Genomic DNA, 24,866 nt, shown 5'->3' on the forward strand with positions numbered 1-24,866 from the left:
AAACCTCGTTTTCGGCTCACAATGACTCGAACATTAAGTTTTGAGAAACCAAACTCCAACTATCAGATTTGAGAATCTGATAACACGTAGTGCAGGTGGTTTCTCAAAACCACCCCAAGCATCAGATTGAAGAATCTGATAGACATAGTGATTAGAATTTTGTAGTCTTTGAGTTTTTAAGTAGTACATAATTACTCCCCCACCGTATGTTGGGAAAACCCTTCATCGGTGGGGAAGTACTCAGGTTCCACCCCCTCTTTTCTAAATTAATATCGTGCAAGAAACAACAGAAACCTTCTGGCTTTGGCTTTTTTTAGGACGACTACACCCCTTGGTTGTTCACTTCCCAATCGGCCTACTTTGTGTGGCTTTCATTTTAGAGCTTTTCGACTGGCGGCGCAAATCCAACGAGCTCCAAGCAGGCATCAAAGCCTTGGTATGGATTGGCGCAGGTAGTGCCGTCTTAGCCGCTATTTTTGGGCTATTTTTAATCAATTTTGAAGACTACGGTGGCGATGCTGTAAGCCTACACCAATGGACAGGGCTGGCAACAATGGCTTTGTCACTGGCAGCGGTTTGGGCTTTGCGTTCCCAAAAACAGCAGCTTTTCCGTGGGCTTTTAGGCGTTACGGTGTTAGGAGTTACCGTGGCAGGGCATTATGGTGCGCTGTTGACCCACGGCGAAACCTACCTGACCGAAGTCTTACCTTTTAATAAATCGTCAGAAAACGAACCTTCTGGCGGTACAAACTTTACGTTCGCCAGCAATGGCCAACCCTTGAACGAACAGCAACTGAGCGAACTCAACGTAGAAGTGCGGTCGATTTTGGCGCACAATTGTTACAGTTGCCACGGCGAAGCCAAAACCAAAGGTGAGCTTCGTCTCGATAAAAAAGAATTTATATTTAAAGGAGGCGAACACGGCCCCATCATTGTGGCTGGGAAACCCGAGAAGAGCGAAATCATTCGTCGTATCACGCTTCCAGTTGGTCATAAAGAGGCTATGCCAACCAAAGGTAAACGCCTCTCAGAAAAAGAAGTGGCGACCCTTGAATTTTGGATAAAACAAGGTGCTCCTTGGCCCGACGGCCCCGAAAAAAGTATTTATCGCGTCGCGGAATTAGCGCCTCGTTTGCCTGCCCTTCCTCCTGCTACTGCCGACGCTACCCAGCCCATCGACCGCTTTGTGAATGCGTATTTCCAACAAAATAAAATTTCGTGGAAAGGCGTAGTCGATGACCGCACGTACATTCGTCGGGTGTATTTAGATGTGATAGGCTTACTACCAACCCCCGAGGCCATCAAAGCCTTTGAAACCGACGCTCGCCCAAACAAGCGTGAGCTGTTGGTAACGTCTTTGCTCAACCGAAATGAAGATTATGCCCAACATTGGCTTACGTTTTGGAACGATGCCCTCCGCAACGATTATTCAGGAACGGGCTACATCACAGGCGGGCGTTTTGATATCACCAAATGGCTGTATGCTTCGCTCAAAAGCAATAAACCGTATAATCAGTTTGTAAAAGAACTAATCAGCCCAACCAAAGAATCGGAAGGGTTTATCAAGGGCATCAAATGGCGCGGCACGATTAACGCAAGTCAGCGTACCGAAATGCAAGCAGCCCAAAACGTAGCGCAGGTGTTTTTGGGACTTAACCTCAAATGCGCTTCCTGCCACGACAGCTTTATTAGCGATTGGAAATTGGAAGATGCCTACGCTTTTGCCAATATTTTTGCCGATTCTACCCTCGAAATCCACCGTTGCGACAAGCCTACGGGCAAAATGGCAGGGCGTCGGTTGTTGTTCAAAGAGCTAGGCGAAATCAAAGAATCCCCCGTGACGGCGGAGCGTTTGAAAGAACTTGCCGACTTTTTGGTACAACCCAAAGATGGCCGTTTATACCGTACGTTGGTCAATCGGGTGTGGGCGCAGTTGATGGGTCGTGGTATTGTTGAGCCCGTTGACATGATGGATAACGCTCCTTGGAGTCAAGATTTATTGGACTATCTCGCCTATGATTTTGACCAAAATGGCCACGACATCAAAAAACTTTTATTCAACATCCTGACCTCCAAAACCTACCAACTCCCTTCCATTGGAATAAAAGATGCGGGTTTGCTTACTTCCAACGATTTTGTATTCCAAGGGATGGTTCGTCGTCGGATGAGTGCTGAGCAGTTTGCCGATGCCATCAGTGTGGCTTTTAATCCGATGTATGGCGATTCGGTGATGGCGTTAAAACGTTTGCCCGAAACCATCAAATCGGAGATACCGTTTCCACGGGCTTCGTTGGTCATCAACGACCCATTTATGACGGCTTTAGGCCGCCCCAATCGCGAAACCGTAAGTACAAGCCGAAATTCGCAAGCCAATTTGCTACAAGCATTGGAACTTACCAACGGTACCAAGTTTAACTCCACCCTCAAAAACGGTGCGATAAAATGGCAGGCAAAGTACCCAACTTCTGATTTGTTGGTAAAAGAATTATATCGAAAATCACTGGGACGAGAACCCCAACCCAAAGAGTTGAGTGTCGCGCAAAAAATCGTTGGTACTAAACCGAGCGTAGAAGGGATTCAAGATTTGGTCTGGGCCATTGCTTTACACCCTGAATTTCAGTTAATTTATTGATAGTTATCGGTTATTCGTTACTGGTTATCAGTTACTGGTTATTTGGAAACAGGAAATTCTAAACCCAAAACAGGAAACTCTAAACAGGAAACCCAAAACAAGAAACAGAAAATGACAAATAGATGGAATAGAAGGGAGTTTCTCCAAAAAACAAGTGCCGCAACCTTGGCAGCCATGGCCGCAAGCGCCCCCCTCCCAAGTTTATTATCGGGCTGTACCAAAAAAATAGGCCAAACCAACGGCACTGCCGATACCGTCATTCTATTGTGGATGGCGGGGGGAATGGCACATACCGAGACTTTTGACCCCAAACGATATACTCCTTTTGAAAAAGGCATGGAAGGCAATCGGGTGTTGAGTACCTTTAAATCACACCCCACAGTGCTTGACGGTATTCATTTTTCGGAAGGATTGCAATCTATTGGCAAAGTGATGGACAAAGGCACTCTAATTCGGTCGTACGTCGCGGCTGACTTGGGGCATATCCTTCACTCTCGTCACCAGTACAACTGGCACACTTGTTACGAACCCCCACAAACGGTGGCAGCACCGCACATTGGGGCTTGGATTGCCAAAGAACTAGGCCCGAAAAACCCCGTCATCCCTGCTTTTATTGACATCGGTCAACGTTTTACCGTAGGTGAAGCCGAAGAGTTAAAGGCATTTCATACCGCAGGATTTTTGGGCAACGAATACGGGCCGTTCTTTATTCCCGACCCCAGCCAAGGACTAGAAAGCGTTCGTCCGCCCGTTGGGATGGATGCCAAGCGTTTTGAGCGTCGGAATCAGTTGTACAATGACTTGATTAGCAACAGTGCTTTTGGCGAATTTGGCAGCGATTACCAAAAAGAATCGCTTCGGCGGTCGATGGAACAGGCGTATATGTTGCTCAATTCGCCCGAGTCCAAAGCCTTCAACCTCAGCACAGAACCCAAAGAAAGCTTTGACATTTACAACACAGGGCGGTTTGGATTGGGTTGCTTGTTGGCGCGCCGCTTGACCGAACAAGGTGCTCGCTTCATCAGCGTGACAACCGAGTACGAACCGTTTTTTGGCTGGGATACCCACGAAAATGGCCATACGCGCTTGGTGGACATGAAAAAGATGATTGATGGTCCCATTGCACAGTTGATTAAAGACCTTGATAAATCGGGTCACCTCGACCGTACGCTCATCATTTTGGCCAGCGAATTTAGCCGCGATATGATGGTGGAAGGCCGCCCCGATGCGAAGGTTCAAGAACAGGTGAACCAACCCGAGATTTTATCAGACATGAAGTTTTACGGAATGCACCGCCACTTTACGGACGGCTGTTCGGTGTTGATGTTTGGCGGAGGAATCAAACGCGGGTTTGCCTACGGAAAAACCGCCGATGAGCGCCCTTGCAAAACGATTGAAAATCCGATCAAAATTGACGGTCTCCACCAAACGATTTACCACGCACTTGGCATTTCCCCTGATACTCAATACGAAATTGAAAAGCGTCCGTTCTACACAACCCCCGATGGAAAAGGAAAAGCTGTAATGGATTTGTTTGCGTAACCTGTTTCCGTATGAAAAAAGAAACGTTTTTCTTGACCTTCGTTGTGGCTGGTATGCTTACCTACCTGCAAGCTTGCAAGGGTAGTTCGACTCCTACCGAGGAAGAACTACCCGATGAGATAAGCTACAACTTTAACATTCGGCCTATTCTCTCTGACAAGTGTTTGGCCTGCCACGGCCCTGACGCCAACAAACGACAAGCAGGACTTCGTCTGGACGATCCCGTAAGTGCTTTTGCCGCGTTGAAGGAAAACCCATCGGCCCACGCACTTGTGGCAGGAAAGCCCAGTATGTCAGAGGTATTTTTGCGGATTACCACCAAAGATACCTCCAAAGTGATGCCGCCGAAAGAATCAAATTTGACACTCAGCCCTCGCGAAGTTTCTCTCATCGAACGCTGGATTGAGCAAGGCGCTAAGTACGAAAAACACTGGGCGTTTGTAGCTCCCAAAAAAGCCGCACTCCCCGAGGTGGACAATGAAAAATGGGTCAAAAACGAAATTGACTACTTTGTTCTCCAAAAACAAGAACAAAAAGGGCTGACTCCCAACGACGAAGCCGACAAAGAACGCTTGTTGAAACGCGTCAGCCTTGATTTAGTGGGCCTTCCTCCTACCCTTAAAACAATGGAGGGTTTCTTAGCCGACAATAGTCCCAACGCCTACGAAAAAGTGGTGGACGAATTGTTAAAAAACCCTTCGTATGGTGAAAAAATGGCCATTTATTGGCTCGATTTAGCCCGCTACGCCGATTCACACGGTTACCAAGACGACGGCTACCGCACCCAATGGCCTTGGCGCGACTGGGTGATTCATGCACTGAACAAAAACATGCCTTATGATCAGTTTGTCACGTGGCAGCTCGCGGGTGATTATCTCCCAAGTCCCGCCAACGACCCTGAAAACAAAGAGCATTTGCTGGCAACGGGTTTTAACCGCAACCACAAAATCACGGAAGAAGGCGGGGTAATTCCTGAAGAATATCGGATTAGCTACGTCACCGACCGAAACGATTTGTTTGGGAAAGCATTTTTGGGACTTACGATGGAATGTGCTCATTGCCACGACCACAAATACGACCCTTTTTCCCAAAAAGATTATTACCAGTTATTTGCCTTTTTTAATAACGTCAACGAAGTCGGTATCGAATCGGTGATTGGGGGGCCAGAAACTTACGCCAAAAAACCGTTGATGCAAATCAGCAATCAGGACGTTAAAAGCATCCTGAAGTTTATCAACAAACCCGATACCAACGGGCTGATTGTATCGGTTATGACGGACTTGGACACGGTACGTAAAACCCACATTTTGCGGCGAGGGTCGTACGATGCTCCAGGCGACGTGGTAGAGCCCAATGCGCCCAATATCATTTTGCCTTTTAACAAAAACTACCCCAAAAACCGCCTTGGGTTAGCCAAATGGCTATTTGATAAAAAAAATCCACTGACGGCTCGGGTGTTTGTCAACCAAATCTGGCAAGAGTTTTTTGGAAAAGGTATCGTAAAAACAACAGGTGATTTTGGAATGCAGGGAGAACTTCCTTCCAACCCTGCCTTGCTCGACTGGCTGGCGGTGGATTTGATGGAACATAATTGGAACATCAAACGCCTCGTCAAACAAATCGTCATGTCGGCTACTTATCGCCAATCGGCCGTCGTTTCCCCTGAAAAATTGGCCGCCGACCCCGACAACATTTACCTTGCCCGCGCTCCTCGCTATCGGATTCATGCCGAGTTTGTACGCGATGTTGTTTTGTCGAGCAGTGGTTTGTTGGTGCGCACCATCGGTGGGCCGAGCGTTAAGCCTTACCAACCACCTGGGCTGTGGGAAGGAGCGACTTCGGGACGTGGGCTGCTGTCGATGTATGTGCAAGACCATGGCAATCAGCTTTATCGTAGAGGGATGTACACCTTGATAAAACGCACGGTTCCCCCTCCGATGTTGACCATTTTTGATGCCAGTACCCGCGATATGTGCGAAGTGAAGCGATTGAGAACCAACACGCCGCTTCAAGCCCTTATCATGCTCAACGACCCCACGGTGTTGGAAGCGTCAAGGGTGTTGGCTGCCAAGCTTCTTGAAGAAAAATCGGCAACGAAAGAGAAAATCACCAAGGCTTTCCGCCTCATCGTGTGTCGAAAACCTACTGAGAACGAGGTCGAAATCTTAGAAAGTTATTACCAAAAAGAGCTTAAAAAACTCAACCCAACACGGGCGGAGAAAGCCCTTGCCGTTGGTGAGTATCCTATTCCAGTACAGATGGATAAAGTGCAATTGGCGGCGTTGATGCGGATTGTGAATACCATTTATAATTTGGAAGAGACTTTGATGAAAACGTAGATAATTTTTTACCCGCAGACTACGCAGATTCAAAGCGCAGATTTTCGCAGAGCGAGTATTCAGCGCCAGTCTGCGGTTTTTAAATCTGCGCTTTCTGCGGGTAAAAAACCAAATGCGGATTGTGAATACCATTTATAATTTGGAAGAGACTTTGATGAAAACGTAGATAATTTTTTACCCGCAGACTACGCAGATTCAAAGCGCAGATTTTCGCAGAGCGAGTATTCAGCGCCAGTCTGCGGTTTTTAGATCTGCGCTTTCTGCGGGTAAAAAACCAACTAAAGCAACATGTTTGATTTTATCCTTTGAGATACATGAGCAAAATTGACAAAGAAATCCTTGAACATGGTCTGACCTTCAATCGTCGTCGCTTCTTGTCCACCATGAGTTTGGGACTAGGAAGCGTGGCGCTAGGTTCGTTGATGATTCCTAATTTATTGAACGGTGGCGACCAAGACGGGGCAAATTTTGTTCCAGGCATTCCTCACTTTGCGCCCAAAGCCAAGCGGGTCATTTATTTGTTTCAAAACGGAGCTCCTTCCCAAATGGAAACGTTTGATTACAAACCCAAACTGCGCGAAATGGTGGGGCAAGAATTACCGCCATCCGTGCGAGGGATGCAGCGACTGACGGGGATGACGGCCAACCAAGCATCGTTTCCGTTGGCAGGCTCATTCACCAACTTTAAACAATACGGCCAATCGGGAGCGTGGATAAGCGACTTATTGCCCTATACTTCCAAAATCGTCGATGACCTTTGCATCGTGCGCTCGATGTACACCGAAGCCATCAACCACGACCCTGCGCTGACCTTTTTGCAGACAGGCTCGCAGCAGGGAAACCGCCCGAGCATGGGGGCTTGGTTGAGTTATGGATTGGGCAACGAAAACAAAAACTTACCCGATTTTGCAGTGTTGCTCTCCCGTGGCATTGGCAACGGACAAGGGGTCTATTCCAAACTTTGGACCAATGGCTTTTTGGATTCTATTCACCAAGGGGTACAGTTTAGCAAAGGTGAAGACCCAGTGCTTTATTTGCGCGACCCCGAAGGTATGAACCGCGAAGAACGACGGGATATGCTAGACAATTTGGCTTCACTCAACGACCTGTCTTACAAAGAGTTTGGCGACCCCGAAATCACGGCCAAAATCAAACAATACGAAATGGCGTATCGAATGCAAACGGCCGTTCCCGAAGTAATGGACGTGTCAAAAGAACCCGATGACGTGGTCAAACTCTATGGCCCCGATTGTTTGGTTCCAGGCACGTATGCAGCCAATTGCCTGTTAGCCAGAAAATTATCCGAAAACGGCGTTCGTTTTGTGCAATTATACCACCAAGGTTGGGACCAGCACGGCAACCTTCCTTTTGAAATTACGAGCCAAGCCAAAGACGTGGACCAAGCCTCGGCGGCGTTGGTAACTGACCTTAAACAACGAGGTTTGCTCGACGAAACCCTCGTCATTTGGGGTGGAGAGTTTGGCCGCACAAGCTACAGCCAAGGCAAACTGACGGCTGACAACTATGGCCGCGATCACCACCCTCGTTGCTTTAGTATTTGGATGGCAGGAGGTGGCATCAAGCCTGGCACTGTTTATGGTGAAACCGACGAGTTGGGATATAATATTAGCCGTAATCCCGTTCACGTACACGATTTTCACGCCACGGTACTGCACCTTCTTGGCCTTAATCACGAACAACTGACCTTCAAACATCTGGGTCGCCGCTACCGCCTCACCGACGTAGCTGGCAGAGTAGTGCGCGACATTATTAGCTAATCATTCAAGCAATTTCACACAAGTAGCATGGGCAATAAGGTCAAAGGCATAGCAGAGCAATTATTGATTGTTGCGAATATTTTCATTTTATTCTTACTTTTTTTTGAGCGTCAATGGGTAGTTCCGCTCTGGATTCAGCCCATTGGGAGAATGCACCCACTGCTTTTGCACTTTCCGATTGTCCTACTGTTGTTGGCGCTTGGAATGGAAGTGTTTCGGTTTAAACCCGAAAACTCCGCCAATAATTTTTATGAAAAATTTCTGTCCTCATTTTGGTTAGCGGGTACGTTTACCGCCGCAATCACCGTGGTTATGGGACTATTTTTGGCCAAAGAAGATGGATACGCAGGAAACACGCTTGCTACGCATAAATGGCTGGGAATAGGCACGTTGTGGACAGGAACGGCTATTTATTTTTTCCGTAAAGCACCTTGGTACACCCCTACCCTCGCCCGTATTGGTGCGGCTTCGGTGGCCATTGCGCTGTTAATTGGAGGACATTACGGAGCGACCCTTACTCACGGTGAAAATTTTGTTTCAGAACCACTTACCCGCAGCGAAAGCGTACCGTTGGACAAAGCCTTGGTATTTGACCATGTCATTCGACCCATTTTGGAACAAAAATGCGTGAGTTGCCATAATCCCGAAAAATTGAAAGGTGAATTGTCGCTAGTCAACGAAGCGGCATTGCTGAAAGGCGGCAAATCTGGGAAGCTTTTTGTGGCGGGCAAACCTGAAATAAGTTTGTTGCTCCAGCGCATTCATTTACCCAATGATGACAAAAAACACATGCCTCCCGTTGGCAAAGCCCAGTTGACCGATTCGGAACAACTTTTGTTGGCGCTTTGGATAAAATCAAACGCGGTGTTTAACAAAAAAGTAATCGACCTCCCCGCGCGCGATTCGTTGCGCTTGGTGGCGGCAAACCTCTTTCAAACCACCGAAACACCCGAAGATAAGTTTGATTTTGGGGCGGCCGACGAAGAAACCATCAAAAAGTTGAGCAACAACGACCGTACCATTGCGCCGCTGTCGCTTTCATCGCCTGCGCTATCGGTTAATTTGTACAACAAAGCTGCCTATTCTCCCGAAAAAATTCAAGAATTGAGCGCGCTTAAAACCCAAGTAGTTTCCCTCAATCTGAACAAATTGCCCGTCAAAGATGGCGACCTAAAAGCGGTAACTCAGTTTGAAAATTTGCAAAAGTTAGACTTAAACTTTACTGACATTACGGGTAAAGGACTTTCAGAACTCACTGGTTTAAAGCAACTTAAAACCTTAAACATCTCGGGCACTAAAATTACCTTGGCAGAACTTCAAGCGTCGATTGGCAAGCTAAAAAGTCTCAAAAGTTTGTCGGTTTGGAATACGGGCTTGACGCCTACTGAAATTCAACAATTACAGAAAACGTACAAAAACGTTGAGTTTATCGCTGGTTTTAAAGACGACGGCAGTAACCCCATCAAGTTGAACACTCCGCAAGTCAAAAACAGCTCAATGGTGTTTAATCAGGAACTTTCGGTGAAGCTCTATCACCCCATCCGAGGCGTAGAAATCCGTTACACCACCGATGGAACGGCTCCAGATAGCCTTCATTCGCCGCTTTTTACCAACCAAACGGTGTTAAAAAACAGCACAAAAATTCGCGCCAAAGCGTTTAAAAAAGGGTGGTTTGGCAGCGATGAAGTCGTTTTTGATTTTTATAAAAACACCTACCAGCCCGACAGCATCAGCTTGTTACTTCCCCTCAACCGAGTCCACCAAGCAGCTGGGGCGAAGTCTTATTTTGACGGAATCTTGGGAACATTTAACGCCAACAGCCCCGCTTGGGCCAACAATTGGACGGGAGTTCGTAACAACGATTTGGCCATTTATTCGGAGTTCAAAAAGCCCATTTTGCTTTCATCGGTGGGGTTGCGCATTATGGAAGAAACCGAAACGGGCATTTTTCCGCCTGAATCAATTGAAGTATGGGGCGGCACTAGTCCTACCCAACTGAAACTCATCGGTAAATTGAAACCTACCATGCCGACGCAAGTCAGAACGCATTCTTTATTGAGCGTTACCTGTCCAGTAAAACCCCAAAACATTACTTATCTAAAAATAGTAGCCAAGCCCCTACAAAAAATCCCCGATTGGCACGGAAGCAAGGGACGTACTGCGTTGTTGTTGGTGGATGAACTGCTGTTGAATTAAGCCCTAAATGGGTGTATGAAACTTTGCAGTTGACTAAGCAAAGGTAAACACATAGACCACAAAGAGTTTTCACATAGAAAACAATAGGAAGGCAAAAGCGTCTTTCTTATACATTTACTATGTGTTTATTCTATTGTGCTCTATGTGTTTTAAAAGAAATGCTACTAAATCTTGCATTGATTCGTACACCCGCCTAAATTATTTCAACAACCCTAACAATTCCTTTACCATGGTTTCGGCACCGATGTACAACGGTACGCGCTGGTGAAGGGAATCGGGTTTGATGTCAAGCACGCGCTGTGAGCCGTCGGATGCTTTGGCGCCTGCTTGTTCGGCAATCATCGCTAAAGGATAACATTCGTACAAAAGGCGGAGTTTTCCGTTGGCATCTTTGTGCGTAGGTGGGTAGAGATACACGCCACCTTTGAGCAAATTTCGGTGAAAATCAGCCACTAACGAACCAATGTAGCGCGACGAATAGCCTCGGTCACGGCAGTGATTGAGGTACGTTTTAATCGGTTCGGCGTACTGATTGTAATTCCCTTCGTTGTACGAAAAAATCTTGCCGTCTTTGGGGCTTTTGATGTTTTGGTGCGACAAAATAAATTCTCCCAACGACGAATCATACGTAAATCCTGCAACGCCATTGCCAGTCGTATAGACCAAAATTGTGGACGAACCGTACAAAATATACCCTGCCGCCACTTGTTCTTCGCCCCCTTGCATAAAATCTTCCAGCGAAGGTTGCGTTCCCAAAGGCGTTATGCGGCGGTAAATGGAGAAAATTGTACCAATCGACACGTTGACATCGATATTCGACGAGCCATCAAGCGGATCCATCGCCACCACGTATTTAGCATTATTGTTGCCCGTATAAATGATGCCATCGTCTTCTTCCGAAATAATGGCGCATACCTCCCCGCCATTGATGAGGGCACGGATAAAACGAATGTTAGCAACAACGTCGAGCTTCTGTTGGGCTTCTCCTTGGACGTTGTTCGTCCCGAAGCCACCCGTAATGTCAATAAGCCCCGCACGATTGATTTCGCGGTTAATAATTTTTCCTGCCAAAGCAATGTCCCGAAGGAGTTGGGAAAGCTCTCCTGTAGCGAAAGCAAAGGAGTTTTGGTTGTGCATGATGTAACGGTCGAGCGTCACACCCACGGGCACGGCGAGGTGGTGGTCCATCTTGGTTTCCATTCTAAACTGATGTGTAAATTTTTGGTAAAATAGAGATTAACAAAGCTAAACCTGAACTTTGTAAAATACAATACTTTAAGTACTTTTTAAATCCATTTCTTTGTTTTTTTATAAACTTACGCTGTATTAAAGAAATATTTTATTGAAGGTAAAAAGTAAAATTTTGAGGAGAAATTTTAAGCGTTTTTGCTCAATCATAAATGTTTGTCTCTAAGTTTGCGGCAAACTATCCCACGAAAATCGAAAAATGAAACAGTTTTTCACTCCCATTTTACTAAGTTTAAGTGTCATTACATTTTCGTTTGCGCAAGTCCCAACCAAGAAAAAAAACCTCGAATTAGACACCCTTTATTTAAAAGAGGTGATTGTATCGGCCTCCCGCACCGCCGAGCCGCTCATGGAAACTCCCGTTTCGGTCGAACGCCTCACTGCTGCTCAACTCAAACGTCTGCCTTCCACCGAATTTATTTCCTCACTCGCCCGCCTCAAAGGCATTGACGTAAGCCAATCGAGCTGGTTAATCACCAGTTTTAGTACCCGTGGTTTCAACAGTTCAAAAGCCGAACGCGTCGTACAGCTCGCCGACTACGTCGATGTAGCGTCTCCAACGGCCTCGCTTTACTACGGAAACTGGGTAGGTGTTTCGGAACTGGACATGGAAAGCGTGGACGTGGTATTTGGTGCCAACTCCGCTTTGTATGGTTCCAATGCCTTCAACGGCGTACTGCTCATGCACTCCAAAGACCCATTCAAATACCAAGGACTTTCGGCTTCGTTGCGAGGCGGGAATCGCAGCATGATTGACGGTCAACTCCGTTATGCCAAGGTTTTTGGCGACCGTTTTGCGTTTAAAATCAGTGCCAACTACTTTGAAGCCGACGAATTTTTGGCTTCCAACAGCGCCGCCATCAAACGCGTCACGTCAGGTGGTTTGGCTGGCTCCGACCCTCTGAACAACGCCGAAGGAAGCAATACAGGCTGGAACGCCATCAACCGTTATGGCGAGGTTGGCAGCACCGTCACCACACCCGCACTCACGGCTTTGAACAACAACCAGAGCTACCGCATTTATACACGAGGTTATACCGAAGCCGAAATGGCCAACTGGCCCGAGTCGTCGGGAAATCCGTTTAAATTGTTCAATAATGGCAATTACAAAGCAGGAAATTACCGCATCAATCCGTCGTTTCATTGGCAAATAACCCCCAAACTCCGCGCGGTCTATGAATACCGCTTGTCGGTCAGCAACGGTATCTTCCAAAGTACCAGTCGCTACGCCCAACGCGGCATGAAATACGACGTCCATCGGGTCGAACTTAAAACCGACAAATGGTTTTTGCGCGCTTACACTGTATTCGATTACGGCGGTAAAGCGTACGACTTGGGTTCGTTGGCCAGCGGGTTGATGAACGCCCCTATGGCTGCAGGCAACCAGCCCAACGGCACGCGCTATCCTACTTTTGCCCAAAACTATTTTTCGGTTTGGAACCAAGTCTTTACCGCCGCGCGTAGCAATGGCCTAGCAGCGGGCACAGCCTTAAACGCCTTTGCTCCAAATTCGGCAGGAGGAACGCCAACTCCGTACGTTCTTCCTCAGTCAATTGCTGGAAACCAAAGCATCGAAGCCGCTCAAGCTTTGGCCACCCAACTTGCTGCGGGGGCCCAGTTACCTGTAGGAAGTCCCCTTTTCCAGCAACTTAGAGAGCAAGTGGTGGCAGGAATCGGTTTGATTGACGTCAACGGTACCAAAACAGTGCGCGGAGCAGCTTTTGCCAACACCGCTCGTTTTTGGGATATTAGCGGCCAACGCGAATGGAACATTGGCAAACTCAACGCCATCGCTGGGGCCTCATACCGTACTCATTTGTTGCAATCGGCAGGAACGTTGTTTTCGGACGGGCCTAATTCGCCTATTGCCGCTAATACCAACGAAGTTCAGTTCCGCGACCGCATCGTCAACTGGGATGGAGGAGCCTACGGACAGCTTCGATATAGCCTCTGGAAAGACCGCTTAAAACTTGCTGCCGCAGGACGTTTTGACCAGTTCCGCAATTTTGGGGGTCGTTTTTCGCCGCGCCTTTCGGCTGTACTTTCGCTGGGTGACAACCGCCAACATAATTTCCGCCTCAACTACGCCCAAGCATTCCGCCAACCTGCTCAATTAGACCAGTTTATTTACCTTGATTTTGGTACGTTGTTGGTGGCAGGAAACGTCACAAACGGCTACCAAGGCTTGAATGCGGTATCGGCCTTGCCCAATGGACAAGCGAATCCTGATTTTTTGAAACCCGTCACGATTAAGAAAATTGCCCCCGAACAAATGAATACGTGGGAGATTGGCTATAAAGGCCAAATTGCCAAAGGTTTGTACGTGGACGCAAGTTATTATCGTTCGGTTTATAACAATTTTATTGGCACCCTACGTTTTTACGGTCGTGAAGATGGGCTGACTCCAACGGGCGTTCCACTGCCTTCGACCACGGGTGATTTTGCCAAACCTACCACCGACCGCACGCGTGGACGTTTGATGCAGACTTGGGCCAACGCCGACAAAAAAGTGCATACGCAGGGAGCCATCGTGAGTCTTGAGTATTTCTTCTCCAAAAAATTAAACATCAATACCAACTACACTTGGTCGAACATCAACGAAAACGATGTTCCTGGCTTGATTTTAGGATTTAATACCCCTACCCACAAATTCAACGTAGGAGTACAAGGTGAGCCAGTCAAAAACGTTTCGTACGCGTTTAACTACCGTCACACCAGCGGATACACGTATTTTATGCCCGTTGATGAGGGTTACATCCAAGCTTTTGGAACGTTGGACGGGCAAGTGAGTTACCGTTTACCCAAAATCAAAAGTGCCCTTCGCCTTGGTGGCACCAATTTACTGAACACCAACGCCGTGCAAGTTTATGGAGCAGCACCCATCGGCCGTATTGTCTATTTGGGCTGGGTGTTTGAGTAAATTTTTCTAAGCACTTGAAAGACGAGCGAGTTTTACGATATTTATATCCTAGAACTCGCTCTTTTTATTCACACTAACCGCTGCCGTCTATGGAATCGTACGTAGCCCGCTGGGCCTCTCAATACACTCGACCAGCCATTTTGGCCATTGTACTCTGTGAACTAACCAATGCTTGTATTGGGATATCACTTGGTAGTACCTTATTCGCGGAGCTATTACCTTTGCAACTGTTGGTGCTCGTCGGAAGTGCTTTTGTAATTCGATCTTTGATTTTACAGTATCAAAAAACTGAATTTCGGCACCTTCGTTCAACTACTCGGTTTTTGTTCCAAAAGCGAATTTTTGTTAGCCTTTTTTTGCTCAATTTATGGATTTATACCTTAGGCGGAGCTGTACTAGGAAACATGGTGCAGTCCCCCCAACCCAACTCCAGCCTCCACAGCAGTATGACGGTGATAACAAGCGAGCAGCATCTCAGTTTTTCTAAAAAAATACCTCCAAAAGAAGAAGATAAAAAAGCAAAATCGTCGAATGAGGGATTGCTACGTCTGGGCTATATTTTCCTGTTTGTCGCAGGCGTGGCGCTCGCTTACATTAGTGCCATCTTAGCCTGTAACCTTGCTTGTGCGGGTATCGGTTTGGCAGCGGTGGCCGTGCTGTTGTTGGGTTTAGGCATTTTGGCGGGTGGTTTTTATTTCTTAGGACGGGCCATTGATAAAAATATGAAACCCTTCAAAGAAATGACAGCTGACGAACGCAAACGAGAGAAGCGACGGTATTGGCGCACGGCGTTGGGGACTGTTTTAGTGACCGCTTTTTTGGTGTTGATTTCCTCGCTTTCATAAAGTTCTTGTTGGCTATCCACCTTACCCCTTTGAAAATGAAAAATTATCTACTCGCACTATTGTTAGTCGTAGGAGGTTACTGTCGGGCACAACCCTCCAAATTAATTTATACGGATCCAAACCAATTAGTCGAAATTGGGGGGTCTGCTGGATATTTTGTAGATAGTAGCAATCAACTTTCCCACTTGGAGGTGGCAAAGATTCCCGATGCCCAATTTGTAACTATTCCTGACAAAATCATCAACTTGGGTTTTTCACCTTCGCGGATATGGTTCAAGTTTGATTTACAGAACCGCACTAACGAAACCCTTTATGCACTTTTTCTTGCGCAAGACATTGATTATATTGATGCTTATGTGGTAAGTGAAGACACCACTTATTTTCTGGAAACGGGGGCATTACGCCCATTTGAAAACCGCTACTTCTCCTTCAATAGCATCGTTCTCCATCTGGGTAAGCATCCGAAATACTTATTTGTGGGCCTGAAAGACATGAATGGCTTGGTATCCCAAATCGAATTGGGAGGCATTCGGCCACTGGTTGCACGGGTCTATCGTGAAACACGTGTCAATTTTTTTGTATTGGGAGTTATGGTATTGGTGGCATTGCTTAGTTTTTTTATGTACGCCACGCTCAAAGAGCGCACCTATTTATTGTATGGACTCCACGTCGTTTTTTCGGCGCTTACTTTTCTTAGTTTTGAAGGGTATTTGTTTGACTTTTTGTGGCGCGAAATGCCTTTTATGAACAACGGCATTAATTCGAGCCTGATACGTTTATGTGCGCTTCTGACCAGTATTGGGTTTTCGGTTTCGTTTCTTAATATCCCCAAAGTATTACCACACCTGCATCGGCTATTTCAAGGACTGGGTACGTTGGCAACGCTTATTATTTTAGCGAAACTCTTTGGTGTTCAAAAAGCCGAAATGGTTTTCAACATTGTGGTTTTGATTACTTTTTTGTCTTATTTGATTGTAGGCTTTTGGCTCTATCAGCGTGGTTTTAGCCCAGCGCGTTTCTATTTGTGGGGATGGGGCATTTATATTATCGAAATCCTTCTCATTGTATTGACCTTATTCAATATTCTCTCTTTTGAGCATGTTTTCACTTATTATGGTTACCACATTGGTATTCTGATTCAAGCAACTTTTTTGACTTTTGCCCTGATGGATCGGGTCAATACCCTGCGTAAAGAAGGAAAAGAAGCCCAAGAATTGGCCATTCAACGCCTTATAGAAAACGAACGGTTGATAGCCGAACAAAACCAAATGATGGAAAAAGAGCTGACGCAACAGCCCACTGCTGGAGAAGATTTGCAGCGGTTTCTTAGAATGATGCGCGACGAACGAGAAAAGGTCAAGAAAATTCCGATTGCCACTTTAGAAGGCGTACTACTTTTTCCCGTAGCCGACATAGTGCGTATAGAAGCAATGGGGAGTTATACCAACGTTTATTTTTTCAATCGTCAAAAAATGGTGGCTTCGCGCTCATTGGCAGAATTTGAACAGCAACTGAAAGAATACGACAATTTTTTCAAAGTGCATAAATCGCACATCATTAATCTCAACTTCGTGACCAAATACGTAAGGGGCGATGGAGGCGTTGTATTTATGGAAGATGGCAGTGAAGTGGACGTAGCACGTCGCGTAAAACCCGATTTTCTACGGGCAATGGGGCTGGAAAGTTGACGATTTTCTGCCGAAGATAAACCAATTGCTGCCGTTGGAAAACAGGCGATGGCTTCGTAAGAGAAAGAAAGTGATTTTTGATTCGAGTTTTACAAACCTAAACCAACGAATCTTATGTTCCGACTCTTTCGCTTCTCTTTGGGTTTATATACCCGTGATGTAACCACTCGTTCCGAAAATGTAGCTGCCCGAATCTCATTCGTCGCAGGGGTAATCAGTGCCGCTTTAGTAGCCATTAGTTTTATTTTTTCATCCTCTTCTTCTTTTGTTTTTGCCGCAGTTTTGGGCGGAGTTGCCGTAGGCTTTGGAATAAGCGGGTTGATACACCGAAAAGAGCTATTGTCTTCTAAATACGTTAATCACCCCAATGTAAGCTCGTTACGATTGGGGTATAAAAAATCCTACACGGGGATTGTACTGGGCACAATTGGCGTTGGAACTGGCATTTATTTCTACTAAACCTTACGAACATGGAACAAATTACTTTTTCTACCCAAAACATTTACACCCTTCTCACCCCGCTGGCGTTGTTTTTCATAGCGATTGAAGTAGGTCTGTGTCTTTATTACAAACGGAATTATATTTCGTTCGCCGAAGCCATTGCCAACTTTGGAACGGCACTTGGCAATCAGACAGTCAATGTCTTGGTAGCAGCGGGGGTCTATGTAGTTTATGGCTACCTGTGGGACAACTATCGGTTAATTGATGATATTCCGATGAATGTACCCAACTTTTTGCTTTTGCTCCTTGCTATTGATTTTATCTTTTATTGGGTACACCGCTGGGGACATGAAATCAACATTATGTGGGCGGCGCATTCACCACATCATAGTGCCCAAGAAATGAACTTTTTTGTGGCTTTACGAGCAAGCGTAACGCAACGTTTGTTTTCTTTTGTATTCTTTTGGCCGCTTACGATCATAGGTTTTAAGCCGTTTGATATTTACATGATGACGGGTATTCACTTGTTTATTTCGTTTTTGCACCATACCGAATTGATTCCTAAACTCTGGCGTTGGATTGAGTTTATTTTTACTACGCCTTCGCATCATCGGGTACATCACGGGGTAAATTTTAAGTATTTGGACAAAAACTACGGGGAGTTTCTCATCGTTTGGGACCGTTTGTTTGGTTCTTTTGAAGAAGAGACCGACAAAGTGATTTATGGTATGTACGGACAAGCCCAAACTTGGAACCCAATTGTGATTAACTTTCACTATTACAGTATTCTCTGGAAAGATGCGGTAGCAGCTACGAACTGGTGGGACAAAATCAGGATTTGGTTTATGCCCTTAGGTTGGCGTCCCGCCAACTTGCCACCAAAACCGCCATTGGAGGAGATTACGCTGCAAAATCAACAACGCATTGCCCTCAACCCTTTCCCACAATCAAAACTGTATCTGATACTGAGTGCCGTTTTTGGTATTGTGCTGATGTTGCTCATTATTAGTCCTAATTCTTCATGGTCAACAGTAGAAAAGATCGTAGGAAGCGGCTTACTTTGGCATTTGATTATCAATTGGAGTGGCATATTAGAATCAAAACGGTGGTTATTTGCCTCCGAAATTACTCGAATTTTGATGACTGTGCCTGCCTTGTTCTTGTTTAGCAACATGTCTGATAAGCCCGTTTGGTTGGGAGTTTGCTTGGTGTACCACATGTATTGTTTGGTGTGGACGGCGATGTTTTTTAAGAACAATTCAAACTAAAACAATGAACTATTTATCCCTTTTGCTACTGACCTTTCTTTTGTTCATAGCATCTAAAGCACAATCGGCTAACTACGTTCCATCGGATAGTATATTTTATCCCAAAAGAAGTGCAGATTCTACGATTGTAAAGGAAGCGAAAAATAGAAGAGAGGCAACCATTTTGGGCATTACTGGCGCTGCTGTGGCCGTAACAGGTATTTTGTATGGTGGCATTCTGGTGGCTGTCCTTGGAGGAATATTGATTATTGTAGCCATAATTAAAACGAAAAATAGGTCTAAAAATCAGCCTCAAAAAATACCACATTCAAGTTCTTCGGATTCATCAAAAAAAGGAATTGCATCCACAGGACAAGCCATATTGCTTGTGCTTGCTGGAATTGGAATTGCCGCATTGGCTCTTAGAGGGTTGACATATCTAGTACTTTCTAATGGTTTCTAATCTCTTCAACAATGAAACTTCTCCTCTACCTCTATTTGGGCTTTTTTGTCTTGACCATTTCTGCCAAAGCAGCAAATACTCCTTTGGTTAATAAAGAAGCCACAGTTGCGATGTACCCCTCCGATTCAATCAATAAAAAGAAACCTCGGAAAACAGTGCAACTGCAGGTTCTAAGTGCCGTTTCGTTTAATTCTGCAATTATTGCTATCATTTCGGCTTTTTCAGGAGTGATGGTTGGTGCTATTGTCTTGGGAGTAGCTGCTATTTTAGCAGGGTATTTCGGTGAAACTTTAGCTAGAAAAATCGCAAAAGAACAACTTCAACCACCCGCCATAAGTCCATCAAAGAAAGTCAAAGCAAGATGGGCAACTTTAGGTATGGTCTTAGGGGCGTTGGCCATTGCCGCTACCCTTTGCATTGCTCTTGCAAATAGTTTTTTTGGCTTGTTCAAATTAGGGGGTTAATTCACATAATTCTATGCACTATGGTTTATTTGACCGATTTTCTTCATTAATTCTAAACTACATTACTATGAAAAATACACTTCTATCCACCTTCTTTTTATTAGTTGCTCTTTCCACTTTTGCCCAACCTTCTCAAACCGTTCGCGGCAAAATTGTTGATAAAGAATCAAAATTTCCATTGGTCGGCGTGACAGCCCTTTTGGTCAATAATGCTACGCAGCCCGTCGGGACGGTGACGGACGTGGATGGCAATTTTCGGCTTCCGAACATCCCCGTAGGCCGACAAACGTTGCGCTTTACATTGGTAGGTTACAAAGAAATTTTGCTCAACAACATCGTCGTAGAAGCAGGTCGCGAAACGGTTTTGAACCTCGAAATGGAAGAATCTGTGACAGAACTCAATACGGTGGTCGTGAAAGTGAAGCGCAATGGCGAAGCAGCCAACGAAATGGCGACGGTCAGCGCGCGTCAATTTTCGGTAGAAGAAACGGGGCGGTACGCGGGAAGTCGCGGCGAACCTGCTCGGATGGCCTCCAACTTTGCGGGTGTACAAGGGGCGGATGACTCGCGCAACGACATCGTGATTCGGGGGAATTCGCCATCGGGCGTGCTTTGGCGACTGGAAGGCATCAACATTCCTAATCCCAACCACTTTGCCATTTCGGGAACGTCGGGCGGGCCAGTGGGGATTATCAACAACAAGTATTTGGCCAATTCCGACTTTTTTACGGGCGCATTTCCTGCCGAATTTGGCAACACAACCTCAGGCGTTTTTGACCTAAAACTACGCAACGGCAACGACGAAAAGCACCAACTTTCGGCCCAATTTGGCTTTCTGGGCACTGAATTTTTAGCCGAAGGGCCGTTGTCGAAAAAAAGCAAAGCTTCCTACTTGGTGACAGGCCGCTACGCCAACTTATGGCTGTTCAAAAAAGCGGGCATCGACATCGGCACCGAAGCCACCCCAACCTACGCCGACGGCTTTGCACGTTTTAATTTTCCACTAAAAAAAGGCGGAAACATTGCTATTTGGGGCGTGGGCGGCGCCAGCACGATTGATATTTTGATTAGCGAACAAGAAGCATCCGACCGTAACATTTTTGGGCAAAACGACCGCGACCAGTACTTCTCTACCAACATGGCCGTGGGCGGAATCACCTTAAATAAACCCCTTAATAAAAGTACATTTTTTAAAGCAACCGTAGCCGTTTCTGCCAACAGCCAAGACGCTAATCACGATTTTTTGTTTTTACGCAAAAATGCCCAAGGAGACCCACTGATTGAAAACAAACGCTTTGTGATTGACTCACTTCGGCCATTATTGGATTACAAGTTTACCGAAAACAAATATTCATTGGCTACGTATTTGAACAAAAAATGGGGTGCAAAAAGTACATTAAAAGTAGGATTAACGGCTGATTTATACAGCTTTACGGCTTTTGACCAAGCCCGTTCTTTTAATGAAACCACCCAAAAATGGAACGCTTGGGTAACCCGTTGGAACACCAACAACGCCACCTATGTATTACTACAGCCTTACGTTCAGTTCAAACATTACCTCACCGAAAACTTTTCATTCAACGCGGGACTGAGCAGCCTTTACAGCTCCATCAATACCAATAGTTACTCCCTTATCGAACCAAGAGTTGGGTTTGCTTTGGAACTTCCCCACCGTCAAAAACTCACGTTTGCCACAGGCTTACACAGTCAGGGGCTGCCTTCTTACCTTTATTTTTACGACCAAAGTGGGGCAAATGCCAGTACGCGATTCCCCGTCAAAAACGTAGGTTTCTCCAAAAGTTGGCATTTTGTGGCGGGGTATAGTAAGATGCTAGCGGATAATTTGCGCTTGCTGGTAGAAGCGTATTACCAAAATCTCTTCGATATTCCCGTTGAAAAAACCATTTCTTCGTATTCCTTGGTCAACTCGGGGGCGGGCTTTTCACGATTATTCCCCAACCAACTTCAAAATGGTGGCATCGGTCGGAACTACGGAGTTGAAATGACCTTGGAAAAGTTTTTCAGCAAAAGCTACTATTTTTTGGTAACGGCGTCGTTGTTTGATGCCCAATACCAAGGCTCGGATAAAATTTGGAGAAATACCGATTTTAACGGAAAATACGCCTTCAATGCGCTGTTTTCCAAGGAATTTACGTTCAACAAACGCAAGAGTCTCAACCTCGGTGCGAAGTTCACGGCTACGGGTGGTCGCTGGTACGGCCCTGTGGATGCAACGCAATCGCGGTTGGCACAGGAAATTATTTATGCCGATGCCACGCGTAATTCACTGCAATTCAACCCCTACAAGCGCTTTGACCTAAAAACAGAATACAAAATCAACAAAAATCGCTTGACGCATACCATTGCGGTGGACATCGTGAATGTACTGGGCAACAAAAATCAGTTGAGTCTAAGCTATATCCCGCAAGCGCCATACTTTAAGCAAGAATACCAGCTTGGGTTTTTGCCTGTATTCTTTTATCGGATTGATTTTTAAGAAATCAGCCTTGATTCGCTGTTTTGGTCGGGTTTTGAGAAACCCTCTTGCACGGTTACTCGGGTTTTGAGAAACCCTCGGCACGGTTACTCGGGTTTTGAGAAACCCTCTGCACGGTTACTCGGGTTTTGAGAAACCCTCTTGCACGGTTACTCGGGTTTTGAGAAACCCTCCTGCACGGTTACTCGGGTTTTGAGAAACCCTCGGCACGGTTATTCGAGTTTTGAGAAACACTCGGCACGGTTATTCGGGTTTTGAGAAACACTCGGCACGGTGGGTCGGGTTTCTCAAAACCCGACCACTCCGCCGAGTACCAGCGCCAAGGGTTTCTCAAAACCCTGTTCGCGATAAACGATATTTAGCCGAAATAAAAATACCTGAAGTCTGAAGTTTAATTTTCCCAAAGCCCACTTCGGCCATAGGAATTTTCCAAAACGGCTCAACTTGGAGAGAAAAATTACGACCAATTTGTCGTTCTACTCCCACCGAAGCATTCAACACGCCCAACCAATAATTGCCCGTTGAGCCCTCCCAGTTCATCCATTTTGGATAAGAATGTGGTGGGTAGGTATAGTCATACCTCTCATTTATCATCTTGTAGCTCGACACACCCGACGATACAAACCACCGACTTCGGCGGCCTTCCAATACATCAAATCGGATATTAATTGGAATGTCTAATACCTTACAATTCGCCGCCACCTCGGTAGGTCTGGCTTTTTGAGAATTCCAAATTTCAGGCCATTTGTACTGTTCGCCCGTGGCAGTATAGACTTTATCACTTTTTATAACGCCCACCTGAATGCTCCAGCGGCGTGCAAAACGGTGCTCCAACATCACACCCAGAGCCAAACGGGGGTTTTTAAGCATTTCGCTCGACGAGATAAAACTCAAATCGGGCGTTGCTACCACACGCCCACTCAATCCTTTTTGAAAAGCGGTGGAAGGTTCGGCCGATTCTTTTTTCTTAACAACAGGAGGCGGAGCGGGTGGTAAATACGCTACCGTTGGCTCTGCAACGGGTACAGCAAGCAGCTTCCAGTTTTTAGCCAAAAGTTCATTTAATGTAACATTGGAATTTATAGATTCTTGAGCTTCATTGGAAGAAGCCTGAGGCACACGCTCGTCGGGTTCTGTATCTTTTGGCACAACCGAAACCATCGTATTCCTCTTTTTAGCTTGCTTGCTTTCTGAGGAAATAACATCCGACAGAGACGTCGAACTTACCTTTGCTGCCGTAACTCGTTTGTTTTTTGAATCCTTTACCCAGCGGGCCGTTTGGCTCTCTTCATCGGTTTGTTTTAAAACAGGCTCCCGCGTATTTTTAAGGGCAAACGATTTTTGGCGGGTTACACCTACTGAATTGGGCTGCTTTTTACTAGACGCAATGGACTGTTTTTTAGCTTGTTGTACTGGTGTTAACTGCTCTTTTTCTTTTTTCTCCAACGCTAGGCGCGGTTTTTCATTCGGTGTAGAGCCTTCTTCGTGACCTGCCTCAGGATTAACTTTTCCCGTTTCAGAAGCATTGACTTCTTCAGCTTCCTTTTGTGATTGGCTTGGGTCACTTACCTTAGGAGCATTTCGTTGAGACTCCTTTGGCATTATTTCGATTTTCGGACAAACAAACTCTATTTCACTTGTATTAGGCCAAAACAAATAACTTCCCAAACCTAAAAGCAACACCATGCCTCCGATGACCCCTGCGCGGCGCCACCACCAAGCTCCTGGCTTTTTGTCCTCGTCGTCCAACTTACGACGCATGGCTTCCCATGCTTTTGGGTTAAACTCTGGCTCAAACTCCTCAGACGATTTTCTGAAGAGTTCGTCCAGTCTGTCATCTGGTAACTCTTGCATACTCATCGTTTCCCTTTTTCAGTAACATACTTCTTAAATTTTCGCGGGCCCGTGCCAAGTTTGACTTGGAAGTACCCTCACTAATACCCAGTTTTTGGGCTATCTCTTCGTGTGAATAACCGTCGATTACGTATAAGTTAAACACGGCTCGGTACGAAGGCGTCAGTTGTTGAATCAACCCAATCAACTCATTGTATTCCAATTGGCTATACGCAGAATGACTCTCCGAGGCTGCTGCCGTGTTCTCAATGCTGCTAATGTCATCGTGATTTTGAAATTTTACGTTTTGTCGATAAAAATCCAATGCCGTATTAATCATGACTTTTTTGAGCCACGCTTTGAAAGGTTTATCGGCATCGTACATCTGCACTTTTTGGAAAACTTTTAAAAAACCATCGTTGACAACCTCCAGCGCCTCATCTCGATTGGGCACATAACGCATACACACTCCCATAGCGTAGCCATAAAATTGCTTGTAAAGCAATTCTTGACACTTACGGTCATTGCGCAAGCAGCCCTCAAGAAGTTCCGGTAATGTTTTCAACGCACGAGAAAATAACATTCAATATAGCGTTACGGAAAGAAAGTTGGAAAGGTTGCGTCGAGATTGAAAAAAAACAAAATTTTCATCTATGGTCAAGTTGAGACATTTTTAGGTAAATTTCCACAAAACCGTTGGATAATTTTCAATGACTTGGCGTACTATCTGACT

Annotated in this window: 16 protein-coding genes; 13 read left to right on the forward strand and 3 right to left on the reverse strand. The window is 45.8% G+C overall.

Going from position 1 to position 24,866, the window contains the following annotated elements:
• Nucleotides 1-274: 274 nt before the first annotated feature.
• The 5 genes from AC23N5_RS22660 (at nucleotide 275) to AC23N5_RS22680 (ending at nucleotide 10,487) form a co-directional block, all read left to right on the forward strand.
• Nucleotides 275-2,632 (forward strand): DUF1549 domain-containing protein, encoded by a 2,358-nt coding sequence (locus AC23N5_RS22660; protein ID WP_487757371.1) that lies wholly within the window; start codon nucleotides 275-277, stop codon nucleotides 2,630-2,632.
• Between the two features lie 111 nt (nucleotides 2,633-2,743).
• A complete protein-coding gene (locus tag AC23N5_RS22665; RefSeq protein ID WP_122931010.1) occupies nucleotides 2,744-4,174 on the forward strand; it encodes a DUF1501 domain-containing protein in 1,431 nt (476 codons plus the stop codon).
• 11 nt (nucleotides 4,175-4,185) lie between these two features.
• The gene (locus AC23N5_RS22670) at nucleotides 4,186-6,513 is read left to right on the forward strand and encodes a PSD1 and planctomycete cytochrome C domain-containing protein (RefSeq protein WP_487757372.1); all 2,328 of its coding nucleotides are present in this window, start codon (nucleotides 4,186-4,188) and stop codon (nucleotides 6,511-6,513) included.
• 323 nt (nucleotides 6,514-6,836) lie between these two features.
• A complete protein-coding gene (locus AC23N5_RS22675) occupies nucleotides 6,837-8,291 on the forward strand; it encodes a DUF1501 domain-containing protein (protein WP_183976664.1) in 1,455 nt (484 codons plus the stop codon).
• 27 nt (nucleotides 8,292-8,318) lie between these two features.
• Nucleotides 8,319-10,487, forward strand: coding sequence for a c-type cytochrome domain-containing protein (locus tag AC23N5_RS22680; RefSeq protein ID WP_487757373.1), 2,169 nt, complete (start codon nucleotides 8,319-8,321; stop codon nucleotides 10,485-10,487).
• Between the two features lie 198 nt (nucleotides 10,488-10,685).
• On the opposite strand, the gene fbp is transcribed toward AC23N5_RS22680, so the two are convergent.
• Nucleotides 10,686-11,687: a class 1 fructose-bisphosphatase gene (gene fbp, locus AC23N5_RS22685; protein WP_487757374.1), complete on the reverse strand. Its 1,002-nt coding sequence runs from the start codon at nucleotides 11,685-11,687 to the stop codon at nucleotides 10,686-10,688.
• 247 nt (nucleotides 11,688-11,934) lie between these two features.
• Here fbp and AC23N5_RS22690 point away from each other — a divergent pair, with 247 nt between their 5' ends.
• From AC23N5_RS22690 to AC23N5_RS22725, 8 genes are all read left to right on the forward strand, one after another.
• Nucleotides 11,935-14,655, forward strand: coding sequence for a TonB-dependent receptor (locus AC23N5_RS22690; protein WP_487757375.1), 2,721 nt, complete (start codon nucleotides 11,935-11,937; stop codon nucleotides 14,653-14,655).
• An 89-nt stretch (nucleotides 14,656-14,744) separates the two neighbouring features.
• The gene (locus tag AC23N5_RS22695; protein WP_487757376.1) at nucleotides 14,745-15,500 is read left to right on the forward strand and encodes a hypothetical protein; all 756 of its coding nucleotides are present in this window, start codon (nucleotides 14,745-14,747) and stop codon (nucleotides 15,498-15,500) included.
• Between the two features lie 35 nt (nucleotides 15,501-15,535).
• Nucleotides 15,536-17,188 carry a 7TM diverse intracellular signaling domain-containing protein gene (locus AC23N5_RS22700; RefSeq protein ID WP_487757377.1) on the forward strand — a complete coding sequence of 551 codons (1,653 nt, stop codon included), beginning with the start codon at nucleotides 15,536-15,538 and terminating at the stop codon, nucleotides 17,186-17,188.
• Between the two features lie 114 nt (nucleotides 17,189-17,302).
• Nucleotides 17,303-17,647, forward strand: coding sequence for a hypothetical protein (locus AC23N5_RS22705; protein WP_487757378.1), 345 nt, complete (start codon nucleotides 17,303-17,305; stop codon nucleotides 17,645-17,647).
• Nucleotides 17,648-17,658: 11 nt separating this feature from the next.
• Nucleotides 17,659-18,897 (forward strand): sterol desaturase family protein, encoded by a 1,239-nt coding sequence (locus tag AC23N5_RS22710; RefSeq protein ID WP_487757379.1) that lies wholly within the window; start codon nucleotides 17,659-17,661, stop codon nucleotides 18,895-18,897.
• 4 nt (nucleotides 18,898-18,901) lie between these two features.
• Nucleotides 18,902-19,339, forward strand: coding sequence for a hypothetical protein (locus tag AC23N5_RS22715; RefSeq protein WP_487757380.1), 438 nt, complete (start codon nucleotides 18,902-18,904; stop codon nucleotides 19,337-19,339).
• A gap of 11 nt (nucleotides 19,340-19,350) precedes the next feature.
• Nucleotides 19,351-19,803, forward strand: coding sequence for a hypothetical protein (locus tag AC23N5_RS22720; RefSeq protein WP_487757381.1), 453 nt, complete (start codon nucleotides 19,351-19,353; stop codon nucleotides 19,801-19,803).
• A 67-nt stretch (nucleotides 19,804-19,870) separates the two neighbouring features.
• The gene (locus tag AC23N5_RS22725; RefSeq protein ID WP_487757382.1) at nucleotides 19,871-22,300 is read left to right on the forward strand and encodes a carboxypeptidase-like regulatory domain-containing protein; all 2,430 of its coding nucleotides are present in this window, start codon (nucleotides 19,871-19,873) and stop codon (nucleotides 22,298-22,300) included.
• Between the two features lie 330 nt (nucleotides 22,301-22,630).
• On the opposite strand, the gene AC23N5_RS22730 is transcribed toward AC23N5_RS22725, so the two are convergent.
• Both AC23N5_RS22730 and AC23N5_RS22735 read right to left on the reverse strand, forming a co-directional pair.
• Nucleotides 22,631-24,154, reverse strand: coding sequence for a porin family protein (locus tag AC23N5_RS22730; protein ID WP_487757383.1), 1,524 nt, complete (start codon nucleotides 24,152-24,154; stop codon nucleotides 22,631-22,633).
• A complete protein-coding gene (locus AC23N5_RS22735; RefSeq protein WP_487757384.1) occupies nucleotides 24,135-24,716 on the reverse strand; it encodes an RNA polymerase sigma factor in 582 nt (193 codons plus the stop codon). Before AC23N5_RS22735 ends, AC23N5_RS22730 begins: the two co-directional genes overlap by 20 nt.
• Nucleotides 24,717-24,866: the final 150 nt, after the last annotated feature.

The organism is Runella sp. R5_40 (assembly GCF_057652295.1).

Excerpts from the sequence above, each read along its gene's own strand:
- AC23N5_RS22665 (WP_122931010.1), top strand. The coding sequence starts at position 2,744 with ATGACAAATAGATGGAATAGAAGGGAGTTTCTCCAAAAAACAAGTGCC.
- AC23N5_RS22670 (WP_487757372.1), top strand. The coding sequence starts at position 4,186 with ATGAAAAAAGAAACGTTTTTCTTGACCTTCGTTGTGGCTGGTATGCTT.
- AC23N5_RS22680 (WP_487757373.1), top strand. The coding sequence starts at position 8,319 with ATGGGCAATAAGGTCAAAGGCATAGCAGAGCAATTATTGATTGTTGCG.
- fbp (WP_487757374.1), bottom strand. The coding sequence starts at position 11,687 with ATGGAAACCAAGATGGACCACCACCTCGCCGTGCCCGTGGGTGTGACG.
- AC23N5_RS22690 (WP_487757375.1), top strand. The coding sequence starts at position 11,935 with ATGAAACAGTTTTTCACTCCCATTTTACTAAGTTTAAGTGTCATTACA.
- AC23N5_RS22695 (WP_487757376.1), top strand. The coding sequence starts at position 14,745 with ATGGAATCGTACGTAGCCCGCTGGGCCTCTCAATACACTCGACCAGCC.
- AC23N5_RS22700 (WP_487757377.1), top strand. The coding sequence starts at position 15,536 with ATGAAAAATTATCTACTCGCACTATTGTTAGTCGTAGGAGGTTACTGT.
- AC23N5_RS22705 (WP_487757378.1), top strand. The coding sequence starts at position 17,303 with ATGTTCCGACTCTTTCGCTTCTCTTTGGGTTTATATACCCGTGATGTA.
- AC23N5_RS22710 (WP_487757379.1), top strand. The coding sequence starts at position 17,659 with ATGGAACAAATTACTTTTTCTACCCAAAACATTTACACCCTTCTCACC.
- AC23N5_RS22715 (WP_487757380.1), top strand. The coding sequence starts at position 18,902 with ATGAACTATTTATCCCTTTTGCTACTGACCTTTCTTTTGTTCATAGCA.
- AC23N5_RS22720 (WP_487757381.1), top strand. The coding sequence starts at position 19,351 with ATGAAACTTCTCCTCTACCTCTATTTGGGCTTTTTTGTCTTGACCATT.
- AC23N5_RS22725 (WP_487757382.1), top strand. The coding sequence starts at position 19,871 with ATGAAAAATACACTTCTATCCACCTTCTTTTTATTAGTTGCTCTTTCC.
- AC23N5_RS22730 (WP_487757383.1), bottom strand. The coding sequence starts at position 24,154 with ATGCAAGAGTTACCAGATGACAGACTGGACGAACTCTTCAGAAAATCG.
- AC23N5_RS22735 (WP_487757384.1), bottom strand. The coding sequence starts at position 24,716 with ATGTTATTTTCTCGTGCGTTGAAAACATTACCGGAACTTCTTGAGGGC.